This is a genomic window from Halomonas sp. ALS9, from assembly GCF_001651035.1.
In the GTDB taxonomy this organism is placed as follows: domain Bacteria; phylum Pseudomonadota; class Gammaproteobacteria; order Pseudomonadales; family Halomonadaceae; genus Vreelandella.
In genome coordinates this window covers 573,326-588,803 of sequence record NZ_LXRG01000192.1, presented here as the reverse complement: position 1 = coordinate 588,803, position 15,478 = coordinate 573,326, and the positions used below count along the sequence as shown (strand labels likewise).

Below are 15,478 nucleotides of genomic sequence, written 5' to 3'. Positions count from 1 at the left end.
TTCAGTGGGTGGCTGATCGGCACGGTTAGGTATTAGCTTCCGAAGCCGAGGGGACAGGTTCAAATCCTGCCGAGCGAAACAAATTGTTAAAAAGGCGCCTGCGACTAAATGGCGCGCCCATGCTCATTGATTAAACTTGAGCTTTCCTTTTCTCGATGACGATATTAAAGCTATAATGCGTAAGATATACGTTTAAGAGTTATCTTAAATAAATTTTAAAAATATAGGAATTTAGACCATGGCGTCGGTACTGAGTGATTATCTCAAAAAAGAACAGTTGTTAAAGCAGCTACAAGAAGAGCTGCAAGCACTGGAAAATAACAGTGAGCTAAAAGAAGAGCTTGAGTTCAAAGAAAGACTGCAAGCGCTTATGACTGAGCACGGAAAACTAGCGCGCGACGTATGCGAAATGCTTGACCCATCTTACCGCTCTAAACCAGCAAAAGCGGGCAAGGTAAGCACAAGCGATACGGATGGCCGTAAAAAACGCCCTTTGAAGGTCTACAAGAACCCACACACTGGCGAAGTGGTAGAAACCCGTGGCGGGAACCACAAAGTCATTCAAGGGTGGAAAGCAGAATTTGGTAATGAAGAAGTGGTCAGTTGGGTTGTGAACGAAATCGCGTAATAAAACTGATGTTTACTTTGGGTGATGGCGCCGGCTTGGCAAAATTACCCATAAAACGCTCACTGAGCCTGCTCAGTGAGCGATAATTTATCTAAGCGCTGAGAACATCAGCCATCCATTAAGTAGCGTTTTGCTCTAATGATCTACCCATCGTTTTATTAACATTAATCTAATTTTTATTAGTTCTTATCTCCGGGTAGGTGCTTCTACTTTGCCCAGGCCACCCAATCTCTAAGCCGCTACCGTATTGCTAATCTTTAGCGCCTGAAATGAACCCTAAGTCACTCGACGGGTGGTTGTGTGCATTCCGGTAAGCATTCCCTTTTAACGTAGGTAGGCGCTAACACTCACTGAATAAGCCAGAGTTGGCTTGGTCTAGAAAGGTAGAACTCTATCGATGTGTAATAGTGGCCTGTGAATTCTCGCAGGCCACTATTGTGTGCAGCCTAATCTTCCGGCCTTAGCTCTTCCTGCTTGGGTGGGCTGCCTACTCGTACTTCGCTGAGCTCTTCATGGGAGAGGCCGCGATATAGCGCGAACATCATGATAAATACCAGGATAAACATCGGCAGACCGACAACGGTGATGACCTCCTGCAGGGCGGTAAGCCCGGCATCGCCCGCCAACACGATCAGCATGGCAGCCAGCATGCCCTCGGATACGCCCCAAAATACCCGCTGGTGCCATGGGCCAGGGTCGGAGCTGCCGGTACACAGCATATCGACGACCAGGGAGGCGGAGTCTGAGGAGGTGGCAAAGAAGATGGCGACGATCACCACCGCCAGGCCCTGAATCAAAGTAGCGGCGGGGAAGTTCTCAAAAAACGCAAACATGGCGAGCGGAATGCTTTCGGCGACGGCAGCGGATATGGTGCCGGCCTGATCGCCCATGGCTGCCCGGGCCTCTGGCCCTATGCCGTCAATTTCCATCGCTGACCAGCCGAAAATCGCAAACCAGATCAGCGTAAAGATGGAGGGAGCGAACAGCACCCCCAGCACGAATTCGCGGATAGTTCGCCCGCGGGAAATCCGCGCTACAAAAATGCCGATGAACGGAGACCAGGTCACCGTCCAGGCCCAGTAAAATACCGTCCAACTGCCTTGCCACCCCCAGGCACCGCCATCGCTGGAGTAGCGTGCTAGGGTGTCATTCCAGAAAGCCATGGGCAGCAGGTTGGTGATATACAGCCCAAAGGTTTCGACAACGGCACGCAAAAGGAAAACCGTCGAGCCGGTAAACAGCACAAACACCAACAGGCCAACGGCCATGCCGATATTGATGTTAGAGAGCAGCTTCACGCCTGAATCCAACCCCGCCACGATGGACCCCACGGCCACGGTGGTCAGAACGGCGATGATCAACACTTTCGTTATCACGGCATCCGGCACACCAAACAGTTCTGTTAGCCCCGCATTAATCTGCTGGGTGCCCAAGCCGATAGAAACCGCCACGCCAAATAGGGTGCCGAGTATGGCAAAGATATCGAGAGCTTTACCGATGGGGCCGTAAATGCGCTCGCCTAACAGAGGGAAGAAGACCGAGCTAAAACGCATCGGCAGGTTGTAACGATAGATAAAATACGCAAATGCTAGCCCCGGCATGGCGAAAATCGCCCAGGTATGCAGCCCCAGGTGATAAATCGAAAAGCTCATGGCATCGTCGGCGGCGTCAACAGAGAAGGGCTCAACACCCGGCCGTGGAGGCGTCGCAAAGTGGGAAATAGGCTCGGCAACCCCCCAGAACATCAATACCGTGCCGATACCGCCAGCAAACAGCATGGCGAACCAGGAAGCGTTGGTATAAGCGGGCTTGGCATCATTGCCCCCCAGTCGAATTGCCCCGTATCGGCTGATCGCCACCCACAGTAGAAATGCCACCCAGCTTGTGACCCCGAAAATAAAAAACCAGCCAAGGTTAGTCACGATCCATTGCCGCCCAGCGCCGAAGGCTTCGCCTATGGGGCCCGGCGCAATCAACAGCGCCACTAAAAAAAGGATCATAATCCCAGCAGAGGTGAAAAATATGGTGGGATCCGTCTTGAGGCCCAGCTTGCGCGCAAGTGCATCCATCGTTACGTCTCCCTGTGTTTTTAAAACCCGTTTTCAAGACTCGTTTTCACGACCCGTCTTTGACCAGCTTCTATAACAACGTAGGAGTTATAGGCTGATTACGCCAAGCTGGGCGCAGACAAAAAGGAGGCAAACCCTTAGGGAGCAACCTTTGTGAGTAGGCCTGCTGAGAGCTCACCGCTTTGCGCGAGGAGCACAAGGAGCGCCTGATCGAGACCTAGGTGAAATGGGTCGCCGCCGTCGACCAATAACCCCGTCCCCTTTACCCACATTGACACGGGGCTGCTATCGACTGCCAAGCAGGCCGCTTTTAAAGAAGTGATCCCTGAGAGCATCCCACGACCCCCTCCCAAAAAAATGTAAAGCAAGCTTTACTATCAGTCGTGCATTAGCTACCGTAAAGCTTACTTTACAAAGGAGGCTGCATAGATGAGATACCTTTACGAGATGGGTGCTGCGTTGGCGTGTTACATGGTAGTGCTAGCGGTGTCATTGTTCGCTCTGATTCACTTTCATGATGCCGATTTTGTAGTCCGTGTGGCCATCACACTTTCCCCCGTTATCCCTGCGGCATTTATGTGTTGGGCGGTAGTGCGGCAGATGCGACGGCTGGATGAGATGCAATTGCGCATTCAGTTCGAAGCTCTGGGATTCGCATTTGCAGCCTCTGCACTGTTGACGTTTAGCTATGGCTTCATGGAAAACATTGGTGCACCTCATCTGCCATGGCTATGGGTTTGGCCAATAATGGGGCTGATGTGGATCGTGGGGTTAATGATTGCTAAGAACCGATATCAATGAAAAACAAACTTAAAGAGCTACGAGCCCAGCACAACTGGTCGCAGCAGAAATTGGCCACGATCTTGGGCGTCTCACGTCAGACGATTAACGCGATTGAAAATGGCAGGTACGACCCCAGTTTGCCACTTGCTTTCCAGATTTCTCGCGCATTCGGTTTGCCTATCGAGAGAATTTTTGATGATGAGAACCACGCCGTCTGATCCGAAGCAGTCTGTTGATGCACAGTGGGGATGGTAAGGCCTAGCAACGTTATTTCCGTGCACGCGGCATATTTGTGTAGATTCATATTCTGTCCCCATTAATGCGAGTAGGCACACCGCCGCGAGGTATCCTACTACCCTTCAAATGGTAAGTTTTGAATAGTGTAAAATGACCTTTTCAGGGCGACTCTTAATTGCAGCCATGGGCCGTTTCCCGCCCATCGTGAAAGGCCGCTCAGGTTCGCTAGTAGCGGCATCCTGCCAGGAGCGGATTTTTAGGCTGCACTGATACAACGCCGTAGTCACGTATTTGACGCGTGCACTATTTTGTTAAACCATTCGTTGACGAAAATCATCGCTCTAAAAATAAAGAGCCAACCTAAGCATATCTCTGTGTTGAACCCCATTTTCAATGATTGGCTCTTGATAGTTTTTCAAGAAGAAATCCTTATCGATGCGTTTAACTCTAAAGCCCTCCCGCTGGTAGAAAGTCAATTGATAACCGAAAGTGCCAGTACCAACCTCTAGGAACTGTGCACCTGACTCTTTCGCTTTTTCAATAACATGCTTTAGAAGTCGCGTGCCAACACCTTTCTGCTGGATCGCTGGCGAAACGGCGATATTCATCAGCTCTTGCGCTCCTCCTGCGATCGGTTTGACGACACAAACTCCAGTTGCCATATCCTTGGAGTACGCTACGAAACACCGAGATTGATCCAGGTACTTTTTGACTGCCTCCTTAGACGGATCCGCCAAAAGAAGTAGATCCATCGGTGCATCTAAAGGTGGTACTTCATTTATTACCAACGATAACTCCTGCTCTAGATTCCATGCTAGGTTTAACGCCCGCTATAAACGGCGCAAGGAACGCGCGTCTGGCGACCGAAGAGAGCGAATTTAATGGCTTGGTTATGTTTCATGGCTGCACCGGATACATTGCTAAACTTGCCATAGCAACACCAACGCTTGCGGCATTGGCCAGCATAAACCACAGGAACAGCTTGCTTTTAAAGATAAAACCAAGCCTAAACACTTTTTTATACACCAGTCCTTCAATAGCCACATTCACTGTGCAGGCCAGAAGGAACGTCGCACACCACGTAATAGGGTTAAAAGTACCCATATTGAATACATGATAGAAAACTAGCCCAGGAAATACCTCCCAAGCAATACCTGCTAAAGGAATAAGCAAGACGCCCAAAACTGCAGATGCGATATTTGCCGTGACTGTTGCCGCCGCCGCTTTCTGAGGGGGAGTAAGGAGCAACTTTCGTACAAAAAGATACTCGATCAATAAACCTACAGATATTGCCCACCACGAAAATAGGCGAGTTTCTAAATATAACGCGGGCCAGACAGCATTCGCATGTGCGGCGACTGGCAAAAACGCCACTAAAGCGACATAGAATTTATGCACCAATCCTCCCTGAATCATAACACCTCAAGTAGAGACGCCAAATTATAAATTTAAATTAGGCTGTATGTTCAAGATTCGCGCACCTACTGCATTTTCCGGCACGCCGGCTAAGGGATGTTAGCGGCATGTAGACTCAATATCTATGTTCTATAATATTAGTAAGTATATTCGGTCAATTTTCCATTAAAAATGGCCTAGCGCAGGCTGCTTAAGTGGGCTGCGGATCCATATTGGTTTTCCGCAAGCTTGTCGCCTGCTAGCGATTGCGCCTTTTGATCTGATACATATGGCTATCTGCACGGCTTAGCAGGGTATCGGCGTCCCTGCCATCTTCGGGATAACAGGCCACGCCGATGCTGCAAGATGGCATGCTCACTTCGCCAAATTCAGCGCCTAATGGCTCGCTCATGACGGTGAGTATCTGATCTACCTTTTCCGTCACAGCCGTCGTCGACTTGATATCCGTTAATAGCACTGTGAATTCATCGCCGCCCATCCGGGCGACTGTATCCGTCTCTCGCACACAGCCTTCCAACCGTCTGGCTACCGTGCAGAGCACTCGGTCTCCCGCGGCATGCCCATGAACATCATTGATGCCCTTGAAGTCATTAATATCCAGAAACAGCAACGCCAGGATGTTCTGGTGACGGTGGGCCGCACTTATCCCCGAGACCAACCGATCATAGAATAGCGCTCGGTTGGTCAGCTTTGTCAGTGGATCATGGTGAGCAAGATAGCGTAGTTCCTCCTCGGCCTGCATAAGCGCTGTGACATTTCGCGCGACACCGATCCGCACACCTTCTTCTTCGTACCAGCGGGCAGCCCACAGGATATGCACGATGCCGCCGTCCTTGCGGATATAGCGGTTGCGGAAATCCATGTGGGGTTTGCCGTTCATCACACGGTCAATGGAGTCCCGTGTGGCCGCTAAATCGTCAGGGTGCATGTAGTTAGTAATCAGGGTGCCAATCAACTCGCGGGGTGCGTAACCGAGTAGTGACTCACAGGCATCACTCACAAAGACAATCTGGTTGTCTTTATCGACCACGAAGACGGCGTCCAGCATTAGATGAATCAGTTTGGGGTAGAGCGCTTGCAGGTCAACGGCCATAGGCTGGGCTCATCCGGTTAGCATTCTTCGACTATAGAGCAATCGCGAAGAGAGGCGATAAGAATTCTGTCAACGTTGGAAAGAGGCGCTGCCTAAATCCTGTTGATCAATGGCTGTGCAGATGGGGCATCGGTTAGCGGTGAAGCTTAATTTAGCCTAGCACAGGTGTAGTGAGTGGATTTATACGCCTTGGAACTTGAAGCGTTCGGGCGTGTCCTGAGAGGGATACCGTAAAAGTGCCATTGAGCGCAGGGCATCTCACTAAGCTCGTTTTATGGGTTTGGATTGGCCCTGTTTCTATGTTCACAGGAATGGTTAATTTTCACGAGTAAATAAGGGTGTTTGAGAATGGCAGATGCAATGGAAGTGGCGATTTCTTTTGGCGAGGTGCTGGACAAAATTACCATCCTTGAGATTAAGTCAGCGCGAATTAAAGATCAGCATAAGCTTGAAAATGTTCACCAAGAGCTAAATGAATTAGGTGAGGCATGGGAAGATGAGATACCGGATAGCCCCGAAGTAGCTGAACTGCGTGGCCAGCTGAGGAGCATCAATGAGCAGCTGTGGGATATTGAAGATTCCATTCGCGATCATGAGAAAAGTCAGGACTTTGGGCCCGCGTTTATCGAGCTGGCTCGCTCTGTCTATTTAACTAACGATAGGCGTGCTGCAATCAAAAAAGAAGTCAATGTATTACTGGGTTCACGTCTTATAGAAGAGAAATCGTATTCAGCTTATTGAGTGAAAGCTAATAGATAGGTGCTTTTGAAGTTTGGTCATCTTCGGTAGTTATTATTTTATTATCTTCGATAATTAACAATAAGGATATTATATCGCTACAAGGAGAATGGTCGCTATCGATATGTCCAGCTTTTAGCTCAATTATTAAAATAATACAACAAGGGGTTCCATTGATTAATTCAATCTGTTTGCTTCGTTTGTCTGCCATTGGTGATGTTACCCACGTCATTCCTATTGTTTTAGAGCTTAAAGAGCGTTACCCAGATACCCATATTGTCTGGGTAATTGGCAAGCTTGAGGAAAAATTAGTGGGTGACATACCGGGTGTGGAGTTTATTGTTTTCAATAAAAATGCCGGTTGGCGGGGTTACCATGAATTTCGTCAGGCAATGCAAGGCCGACGATTTGATGTCTTGCTTCATATGCAGGTCTCTTTACGCGCTAATTTGGTCGCTGCGCTGGTGCCCGCTAAGTTAAAAGTGGGCTACGATAAAGCCCGTAGTAAAGATCTCCATAGCTTGTTTATTAATTGCCGCATAGCCCCTGCGCCGCAACAGCATGTCAGGGATTGTCTTGCCAGTTTTCTTGAGCCGATTGGGCTTACTGCTGCCCCTCCGAGATGGTCCATTCCGCTTGAAGAAGGGGATCATGAATTTGCCTGGGCCAAGCTAGACCCTCATCGTAAAAACCTTGTCATCAGCCCTTGTGCCAGCCATTCCTTGCGGAACTGGAGCGTCGATCGCTACGCACATTTAGCTGACTACGCTATTCGGCAGCATGATATGAATGTGCTGTTGGTCGGTAGCCCATCTCCCACCGAGATAGAGTACTGCGAGGCGATCACCGCTAGCATGAAAGAGGTGCCCACCAATATTTGCGGCCAGGATAATCTCAAACAGCTAACGGCACTACTGACTCACGCTGACTTGCTGGTCGCGCCGGATACCGGCCCCGCGCATATAGCCAGCGCGGTGGGTACCGACGTGTTAGGCCTGTTTGCTGCCAGTAATCCTCATCGGTCAGGCCCTTATAGCTCTGTGCAATGGTGTGTTAACCGTTATTCAGAAGCGCTAGAAAAATTCACTGGCAAGACCGTATCTCAGGCCCGCTGGGGCGCCAAAGCTGAATTCGATGGGGCAATGGCGATGGTCACTGTCGAAGATGTCACGATGAAACTAGATCAGTGGGTGGAAGAAAACGTAAGTTAAGCGCCTTGTGAGGGCGGTTAAGCGGAGGGCATTATTTTATCCGCTGGTGGCGATGTAAAATATGGCAGTTATTTCTACCGCTGTTCCTGGAGCGAACTTGGATAGATTCGAAGAGATGCGTGTATTTGCAGCGGTGGCTCAGCTAGAGAGTTTTTCGGTTGCCGCGCGGCAGCTTGAACTGTCGCCTCCTCGGGTGACTCGGGCGGTGGCGGCGCTTGAAGCGCGCTTGGGCGTTGCGTTGTTACAGCGCACTACGCGGCAGGTACACGTAACGGAGGCGGGGCGTCGTTATCTGGAGGATGCTCAGCAGGTGCTTGCACAGCTTTCCGAGGCTGAGGCCGCCGCGACCGGTAGCTATCTTACTCCACGCGGTCTTTTAAACGTGACCGCGCCGGTGCTGTTTGGTGAGTACTTCGTTACCCCACAAATCGTCGCTTATCTGGATCAATACCCAGAGGTGCAGGTGCGTGCCGAATTGATCGATCGGCCGGTTAACCTGCAGGAGGAGGGCGTCGATGTGGCGGTGCGCATCGGGCATGTGCCCGAGGATTGCCAACACTTGACCGTGCTGGTTGGTGAGGTGCGCCAAGTGGTTTGCGCCAGCCCCGAGTGGTTAGCCCGACACGGCGAACCGACACACCCCCTTGAGCTGGAAACGCTGCCCACGGTGGTGGCTGAAGGCGGCAACTTGAGCGGCCACTGGTGGTTCGAGGAGGAGGGCAAGCGCATTGAGGTAACGCCCTCGCCACGGCTGCGCATCAGCGCTATTCACGCGGCGTTAACGGCGGTTGAGGCGGGTGCCGGGCTTACGCGGCTGTTGTCTTACCAGGTGGCTGCCAGTGAAGCTGAAGGTAGGGTACAGCGAGTGTTAACGCGCTTCGAACCAGTGGCCATCCCTATCAATATTTGGGTAACGGCAGGCCGTGGGCGCGCTGCCAGCGTGCGCACCTTCGTTGATTTTCTTGCTGAGCAGCTGCGTGCCGACCCGGCGCTCGCCTACCGTGGCTGACCATGGCGCTCCTCCCTGAATCGCCGCTGCGCTTTGAAGCCTTAACGGCACTATCTGCCGTTGCCAAGCACGGCAGCGTGCAGGCCGCGGCTGAAGCGAGCAGCGTGTCGTCGCCCAAGCTCCACCGCTTGCTGCGCGCTCAGGAGCAGCGCCTGGGTGTCGCTTTGATCACTACCTCGACCAGGGGGAGTTCGTTGACGGCGGCGGGCGAGCGGTTACGCGAACACGCCGACCCGCTGATCCACACGGTAACCGACGCCGAAACCAGCGCGCGCCAGGAGCACCGCGAGCTTAACGGCACGCTACGTTTGCAGGCACCCCAGTCGTTGCTAGAACCCCTCTTGCTGCCTCTGTTGCTGCGGTTGCAAGCGCAGCACCCGGCATTGAAGGTCTGCCTGCTGGCCGATGAGCACTCCCACCGAATTGGAACGCAAGCACCGCCGCACCTTCACCTGATGCGCGGGCCGCTGCCTGCCGCCGTTTACGCCAGGCAGCTGGGCGATTTGCGCATTGGCTTGTTTGCCAGCCCCCGCTATCTAAATAAGGCAGGGCGGCCGGATAGCCTGAGTAGCCTGGCCCGCCACGCGCTTATTCACTGCTCACAGGAGGGGCTGGCGTCCGTTTGGCGGTTGGCTGGAGGCCAATCCCTGCGTTTTGAACCGAGGCTGACCATTAGCGCATCTAGTGCCGCGCTGCGGGCCGCCATTGAGGGCGCGGGTATTGTGTGCTGCTATCAGCTAGAGGCGCGCCGGGCTTGCCAGCAGGGGCTGCTCGAACCTGTCGCTGAATCACTCTGGCCCGCGGCGCACTCCCTGGCGTTGACCTACGCCCTTGGCATACGGGCACCTGCCAGCGTTATGACATTTTTGGAACTTGCGACCCCCTGGCTGCGGAAGCAGTTGGTCAACTGATTATTTCATCCAGCGCAATTTTCTGTTGTTAAAAACCACCATTCTTGCGGTTCCTGTTTTCGCTCAGGATAGACAACGTCGCTAACGGCTTTGACGTTCGCCAGTTCTTAAACAGCTAATTCAGGGAGCCAACCCATGTCTAACGCTATCAAGGTTTATCGCCACCCGCTTTCCGGTCACTGCCACCGTATTGAGCTGATGCTTTCGCTGCTTGGCTTGCCCGCCACTTTTATTGATGTCGATCTTGCCGCAGGCGAGCACAAAGCGTCGCCTTTCCTGAATCTGAACGCTTTCGCGCAGGTGCCGGTGCTTGATGACCAGGGGGTGATCCTGGCGGATTCCAATGCCATTCTGGTCTATCTGGAGCGCCGCTATGGTTCTGGGCAAGGCACTGGCCGCTGGCTGCCGGACGATCCGCTGAGTCAAGCCCAGGTGCAGCGCTGGCTGTCCGTGGCGGCAGGGCCGTTGGCGAACTCCGCTATGAAGGCTCGTTTGGTGACGGTCTTTAATGCTCCGTTCGAACCTGAACCGCTGATTGCCGATGCCCACGCGCTGTTTGAAATTATCGATGCTCACTTGGCTGATCAGCCCTTCTTGGCGGGAGAGCAGGCTACGCTGGCGGAGGTTTCGCTCTACAGCTATATCGCTCACGCCCCCGAAGGCAATGTGTCGCTGGAACCCTACCCGCATATCCGTACTTGGCTGCAGCGTATCGAAGCGCTGGAAGGCTTTGTGCCTATGGCGGTTACCCAAGTAGGCCTGGTGCGCTGAGCTAACTGACACAACGCCTTAACACGGAGCGGACGATCTGCCCGCCAGGAGTCGAGAGTGGAAAACGCCGTTACTACCAGCCCGTGGCACGCGGGCGAGCTTGCCCTGCAGCGCGTGGTCGGGGTGGAGCAACAGATGGCGCAGATTGGCAGCAAGGTGATGCGGCCCTTTCTAACGCCCCAACTGCAGCACTTTTTTCCTCAACTGCCGTTTGTGGCTGCGGCCGCGGTGGACAGTGACGGCTGGCCGTGGATCACGCTGTTGGAGGGGGCGCCGGGGTTTGTTCAGGCTTCTGACGAAACACGGCTCGATCTCGCCATAACCCCGCCTGCAGATGACCCCCTTATACCGCTGCTTACCAGCGGTGCTAGCCTGGGGATGCTGGGTATCGAGCTACCCACGCGCCGGCGTAATCGGGTCAATGGCGTGTTGCGGGGTTCAGCAGGTCAATGGCAGCTAGACGTCGTTCACGCCTTCGGTAATTGCCCGCAGTACATTCACGACTGGTCGGTGATGAGGTCGGTGCAGCCCCAGCCGGGCCCCGTGCTAACCTTGCGCGACGCGACCATTGATCAGTTGCCAGAGCCGTTGCTGGCGCATATTGATCGGGCGTTAACGGCGTTTGTGGGGAGTTATGCGCCTACCGACCAGGGCGTGCAGGTGGACGCCTCCCATCGCGGTGGGCAAGCGGGGTTTATTCGCCGCCAGGGGGCTGATCTGATCCTGCCTGACTTTGCAGGCAATCAGTTCTTCAACACCCTGGGCAACGTGCTGGCCAGCGGTCGCGCTGCATTGGTAATACCTGATTTTGTCAGCGGCGATGTGCTGCACCTCTCCGGTGAAGCGCGGCTGGTGGACGAGGAGAGCGCTGGGGCGCGTTATCCCGGCGCTGAACGCTACTGGTGTTTAACGCCACGGCATATCGTGTGGCGACCGGGGGCCTTGCGCTGGCGTAGTCATGCAGGTGCAGTAGCAGTTGAGGCTGAACCCCATGGGCCCTGGCAGGCGCTTGCGCCTTCCGCTCTACAGCGTGTTCAGGTGACCGCCGTGGTGGAGGAGACACCCGAGATTCGCTCTTTCTACTTGCAGAGTTGTCAGCAGGGCATAGCGCTGGCTCCTTTTGAAGCTGGGCAGTTCATCATGCTGCGTGTGCCGCGTCTGGATGGCACGCCGCTGGTGCGCAGCTATACGCTATCCGGCAGTCGCCGCGAAAAGAGCTACCGCATCAGTATCAAGGCAGACGGAGAAGGCTCGCGTTACTTGCACCAAGCGCTAAAAGTGGGCTCGGAGCTAGCCGTCAGTCAACCAACGGGTTCGTTTACAGCGGCGGCCAGCGGGGTGGAGCGCGCCCACTGGGTGCTACTGGGCGGCGGCATCGGTATTACGCCGTTAGTCAGCCTGGCCCATGAGCTAACCGCTGCAGGCCGTGGCCCGGTGACGTTAGTTCAGAGCGTACGCGCTATGGCTGAGGCGCCTTTCGGTGAGGAGCTGCTCGACCTTGAGCAGCGAGGGCTGCGTTTGCGGCGCCATGTAACGGGTGCGGCGACTGCTCGAAAAGAGTGGATGGCTGGTCGGGTGTCGCTGGAACGTGCTCTTAGTGAACAGTTCCTTAGCGAGCAGGCGCTTGCCGAGGTGCAGCTCTATCTTTGTGGCCCCGCGGCTTTTGTTCAGCGCTACCATCAGGAGGCGTTAGAGCTCGGGTTATCAGCCGCGCAGATACACACGGAAGCGTTTGGCCCTTCAGCGCTGGCACAAGCGTTTACAGCGCCCGTTGCAGAACAGGCGGTAGAAGTCAGCTTTGCCAATTCAAACGTCGTTACCCACTGGCAGCCGGGCGAAAGCCTGTTAGAAACCGCCGAGAAAGCCGGGCTTCAGCCTGCCTATGGGTGCAGAAGCGGGAGCTGTGGCGAGTGTGCCTGTTTGTTAGTGCAGGGGGAAGTTACCTATCCGAATGGCATATCTGCACCAGACGGGGAAATCCTGCTCTGCAGCGCCCGGCCAGCGGCGCACTCGGGGAGGTTAGAGATCGAGTTTGCGTAGGCGATAGCTATGATTGGTAAAAATTCGATTAGCTAGCTAACGTCAGTTTATTATGCTGATCTATTGTTTCCGTTCCTCACGGCTAGCTCATGGACATACTGGATAAACGTGCTTTCTATTTGTTGGAAGTTCGCAGTTGCGGCGGTATCCGCGCAGCGGCAGAGCATCTGCATATCAACCCTTCCGTGGTGAGCCGCCAGGTGCGAGGCCTCGAGCAGGATTTGGGTATGGCGCTGCTAGAACGGCAGGGGCGTCATGTCATGCTGACGGAAGCGGGCCAACTGGTGGTGGATAGTTTTCTAGCTCAGCGTCGGCTGAATTCAGAGTTGGAGGATACACTTGCTCGTCTGCGTAACATGCAGGCGGGGAAGGTGGTGGTATCTGTGGGCGATGGCTTTGTGGATAGCTTTATCAATTACGTGATGCGACGGGTTTCGAAGCAGTATCCAGACGTGCTTATCGATATCAAAACAGGCATTTACTATCCACGTGAACCCCATGAAATGGTGGCTAACGACGAGGTTGATATCGCTATTACTTATGGCCCAGTTTCTGATCCAAGGCTCATTGTGCATTCTTTTGAGCGAGGGCCGCTGTGTGCACTGGTTGCTCTGTTTCATCCTCTCGCTAGTCAGGAAAGTGTTTCGGTGGCGGAGCTATTAAAACATAAGCTAATTTTTCTACCGGATGTGTCGGGGTCGCAGCAATTCGTTAACGCCCTGTTCAGCGCTGCTGGGCAACCGGCAACGCCTAGCTATCGCTGCAATTTGCACTCCGTATCACGACGAATGGCGAGTGCGGGCATTGGGGTTTCATTTATGACGGCGGCGGCTGCGCGCAATGAAATAGAGGCTGGGTTGCTGAAAGCAGTACCCATCCAGCACCCCATGGCTGCCACCAGTCAGGGTAACCTAGTGCGCCGAGTCGGCAGAAGGCTGTCGCCCGCTGCCGACTATTTATGGAAACTTATGCTGACGATGCAGTGATGCTTAGCGGCATCAGTTCGCCATCATGTAAACGCCGGGGCCAATCGGCCACCCCATAGCCAGCCAGAACATCAGAAATGCAGACCAGGCGATCAAGAAGCTCATGGCCAATGGCAGCATGGTGGCGATGAGCGTGCCTAATCCCATATCAGGTTTGTAGCGCTGCATGTACACCAGGGCGACCGAGAAGTAGGGGCTCATTGGAGAGATGATGTTAGTACTGGAGTCTCCGATGCGGAACATCGCCAATACAAAGGCGGGATCGAAGTCGATCATCATCAGCATGGGAACGAAAACCGGCGCCATTAATGCCCATTGGGCCGAGCCGCTGGTCATAAAGACGTTAAGAACTGCGCTCATAGCAATAAACGCGCCCACTAGCGGGAGCCCAGTAAACCCGGTGCTTTGCAAAATGTTTGAGCCTTCAATGGCAATGTACTGACCAAGCTCCGACCAGCGGAAGTAGGCAATAAATTGCGAAATGGCAAAGAACAGCACTAGGGTGGGGGCTAGGTCGCTAGCCGACTCTGCCATGCGTTGGGGTACATCGCGGCTACTGGTGATCTTTCCGGTGGTGATACCGTAAACCAACCCAATGGTGACAAAGTAGATAAACATAAGCGGCACCAGCGAGCGTAGGAACGGCGATGGAATCAGCCCGCCTTCGTCATTGCGCAGTGGCGATGTCTCCGGTACCACGGCTATTAGCACCAGCGCTAGATAGAGCAGAGTGGCAATGCCGACGCGCTTGAGGCCTCGCTTTTCTGCCTCGGTCAATTCCGGTTTGACGATATCAGTTTTAAAGTCCTTGCCCATCGGCAGGGTACGCTGAAGCCTGGGCTCCACGATTTTATCGACAATCAAGGTGCCAACAGTCGCGAGTACAAACACCGAGCAGGCGACGAAATAGTAGTTATCGATTGGTGACACATAGGCTTCAGGGTCGACTAAGCGTGCAGCGTCAGTAGTAATGCCGGCAAACAGTGCGTCCCCCACAGTAATGAAGAGGCTGGCATCAAACCCCGCTCCAGCGGCAGCGTAAGCAGCAGCTGCACCCGCAATCGGATGCCGTCCAACTGAGTAGTACACCATAGCCGCTAAGGGAATTAAGATTAGATAGTTGGCATCCGATGCGATGCTTCCGCAGATACCGGCCATAAAAACACAGAAAGTAAGCAGAGAGGGCGGCGCTTTCGCCACACTGACCTGCATCAACGTCGACATCAGGCCGACTTTATCCGCCAGGCCAATGCCAAACATGACGACCAGAATTAGCCCCAGCGGGGGAAAGTTGACAAAGTTACTAACCACACTGGTCAACATGAACTCGATCCCATCCGCTGAGAGCAAGCTGCGCACGTAAACCTCTGCATCGGTTTGGGGGTTAATCGCAGAAACACCCAAGGTAGCGAGTATGGCGGAAACCACCACGACAATAGCCGCCAGAATGGCAAATAGAATAAAAGGATGGGGCAGCTTATTGCCCACTCGCTCTATAGAAGAGAGTACGCCTTGCATAGTTTTGATCCTTATTTTTGAACGTTATTTTTAAACCTAATGGCTTAGTAAAGGACTATAAGTAAAGG

15 protein-coding genes are annotated in these 15,478 nt (G+C 53.5%); 10 read left to right on the top strand and 5 right to left on the bottom strand.

The window, feature by feature from the left end:
- Positions 1-238: 238 nt before the first annotated feature.
- Positions 239-628: a histone-like nucleoid-structuring protein, MvaT/MvaU family gene (locus A6R74_RS16475; RefSeq protein ID WP_064235558.1), complete on the top strand. Its 390-nt coding sequence runs from the start codon at positions 239-241 to the stop codon at positions 626-628.
- 446 nt (positions 629-1,074) lie between these two features.
- Here the strand turns inward: A6R74_RS16475 and A6R74_RS16470 are convergent, their stop codons facing one another.
- Complete coding sequence (locus A6R74_RS16470; protein ID WP_064235557.1) at positions 1,075-2,697, bottom strand: BCCT family transporter; 1,623 nt, start codon at positions 2,695-2,697, stop codon at positions 1,075-1,077.
- Between the two features lie 429 nt (positions 2,698-3,126).
- On the opposite strand from A6R74_RS16470, the gene A6R74_RS16460 reads away from it, so the two are divergent.
- Together A6R74_RS16460 and A6R74_RS16455 are read left to right on the top strand one after the other, a co-directional pair.
- Positions 3,127-3,498 carry a hypothetical protein gene (locus tag A6R74_RS16460; RefSeq protein ID WP_064235555.1) on the top strand — a complete coding sequence of 124 codons (372 nt, stop codon included), beginning with the start codon at positions 3,127-3,129 and terminating at the stop codon, positions 3,496-3,498.
- Positions 3,495-3,698, top strand: coding sequence for a helix-turn-helix transcriptional regulator (locus A6R74_RS16455; RefSeq protein ID WP_064235554.1), 204 nt, complete (start codon positions 3,495-3,497; stop codon positions 3,696-3,698). The genes A6R74_RS16460 and A6R74_RS16455 overlap by 4 nt, the downstream gene beginning before the upstream one ends.
- 360 nt (positions 3,699-4,058) lie before the next feature.
- Here the strand turns inward: A6R74_RS16455 and A6R74_RS16450 are convergent, their stop codons facing one another.
- The 3 genes from A6R74_RS16450 to A6R74_RS16440 form a co-directional block, all read right to left on the bottom strand.
- The gene (locus A6R74_RS16450; protein WP_240488253.1) at positions 4,059-4,505 is read right to left on the bottom strand and encodes a GNAT family N-acetyltransferase; all 447 of its coding nucleotides are present in this window, start codon (positions 4,503-4,505) and stop codon (positions 4,059-4,061) included.
- 109 nt (positions 4,506-4,614) lie between these two features.
- Positions 4,615-5,115, bottom strand: coding sequence for a hypothetical protein (locus A6R74_RS16445; protein WP_125410305.1), 501 nt, complete (start codon positions 5,113-5,115; stop codon positions 4,615-4,617).
- Between the two features lie 256 nt (positions 5,116-5,371).
- Positions 5,372-6,226: a sensor domain-containing diguanylate cyclase gene (locus A6R74_RS16440; protein WP_064235552.1), complete on the bottom strand. Its 855-nt coding sequence runs from the start codon at positions 6,224-6,226 to the stop codon at positions 5,372-5,374.
- A 348-nt stretch (positions 6,227-6,574) separates the two neighbouring features.
- Here A6R74_RS16440 and A6R74_RS16435 point away from each other — a divergent pair, with 348 nt between their 5' ends.
- From A6R74_RS16435 to A6R74_RS16405, 7 genes are all read left to right on the top strand, one after another.
- A complete protein-coding gene (locus A6R74_RS16435) occupies positions 6,575-6,967 on the top strand; it encodes a DUF6165 family protein (protein WP_064235551.1) in 393 nt (130 codons plus the stop codon).
- A 170-nt stretch (positions 6,968-7,137) separates the two neighbouring features.
- Entirely contained in the window at positions 7,138-8,175 is a 1,038-nt protein-coding gene (locus A6R74_RS16430; RefSeq protein WP_205634196.1) for a glycosyltransferase family 9 protein, read from the top strand.
- Positions 8,176-8,272: 97 nt separating this feature from the next.
- Positions 8,273-9,184, top strand: coding sequence for a LysR family transcriptional regulator (locus A6R74_RS16425; protein WP_064235550.1), 912 nt, complete (start codon positions 8,273-8,275; stop codon positions 9,182-9,184).
- Positions 9,185-9,186: 2 nt separating this feature from the next.
- Positions 9,187-10,095 carry a LysR family transcriptional regulator gene (locus A6R74_RS16420; protein ID WP_064235549.1) on the top strand — a complete coding sequence of 303 codons (909 nt, stop codon included), beginning with the start codon at positions 9,187-9,189 and terminating at the stop codon, positions 10,093-10,095.
- Positions 10,096-10,230: 135 nt separating this feature from the next.
- The gene (locus A6R74_RS16415) at positions 10,231-10,866 is read left to right on the top strand and encodes a glutathione S-transferase family protein (protein ID WP_064235548.1); all 636 of its coding nucleotides are present in this window, start codon (positions 10,231-10,233) and stop codon (positions 10,864-10,866) included.
- 57 nt (positions 10,867-10,923) lie between these two features.
- Positions 10,924-12,906 carry a 2Fe-2S iron-sulfur cluster-binding protein gene (locus A6R74_RS16410; RefSeq protein WP_064235547.1) on the top strand — a complete coding sequence of 661 codons (1,983 nt, stop codon included), beginning with the start codon at positions 10,924-10,926 and terminating at the stop codon, positions 12,904-12,906.
- A gap of 89 nt (positions 12,907-12,995) precedes the next feature.
- The gene (locus A6R74_RS16405) at positions 12,996-13,892 is read left to right on the top strand and encodes a LysR family transcriptional regulator (protein WP_064235546.1); all 897 of its coding nucleotides are present in this window, start codon (positions 12,996-12,998) and stop codon (positions 13,890-13,892) included.
- A 12-nt stretch (positions 13,893-13,904) separates the two neighbouring features.
- Here A6R74_RS16405 and A6R74_RS16400 read toward each other — a convergent pair whose 3' ends face one another.
- Positions 13,905-15,410 (bottom strand): AbgT family transporter, encoded by a 1,506-nt coding sequence (locus A6R74_RS16400; RefSeq protein WP_064235545.1) that lies wholly within the window; start codon positions 15,408-15,410, stop codon positions 13,905-13,907.
- Between the last annotated feature and the right edge of the window lie 68 nt (positions 15,411-15,478).

Excerpts from the sequence above, each read along its gene's own strand:
- A6R74_RS16475 (WP_064235558.1), top strand. The coding sequence starts at position 239 with ATGGCGTCGGTACTGAGTGATTATCTCAAAAAAGAACAGTTGTTAAAG.
- A6R74_RS16470 (WP_064235557.1), bottom strand. The coding sequence starts at position 2,697 with ATGGATGCACTTGCGCGCAAGCTGGGCCTCAAGACGGATCCCACCATA.
- A6R74_RS16460 (WP_064235555.1), top strand. The coding sequence starts at position 3,127 with ATGAGATACCTTTACGAGATGGGTGCTGCGTTGGCGTGTTACATGGTA.
- A6R74_RS16455 (WP_064235554.1), top strand. The coding sequence starts at position 3,495 with ATGAAAAACAAACTTAAAGAGCTACGAGCCCAGCACAACTGGTCGCAG.
- A6R74_RS16440 (WP_064235552.1), bottom strand. The coding sequence starts at position 6,226 with ATGGCCGTTGACCTGCAAGCGCTCTACCCCAAACTGATTCATCTAATG.
- A6R74_RS16435 (WP_064235551.1), top strand. The coding sequence starts at position 6,575 with ATGGCAGATGCAATGGAAGTGGCGATTTCTTTTGGCGAGGTGCTGGAC.
- A6R74_RS16420 (WP_064235549.1), top strand. The coding sequence starts at position 9,187 with ATGGCGCTCCTCCCTGAATCGCCGCTGCGCTTTGAAGCCTTAACGGCA.
- A6R74_RS16415 (WP_064235548.1), top strand. The coding sequence starts at position 10,231 with ATGTCTAACGCTATCAAGGTTTATCGCCACCCGCTTTCCGGTCACTGC.
- A6R74_RS16405 (WP_064235546.1), top strand. The coding sequence starts at position 12,996 with ATGGACATACTGGATAAACGTGCTTTCTATTTGTTGGAAGTTCGCAGT.
- A6R74_RS16400 (WP_064235545.1), bottom strand. The coding sequence starts at position 15,410 with ATGCAAGGCGTACTCTCTTCTATAGAGCGAGTGGGCAATAAGCTGCCC.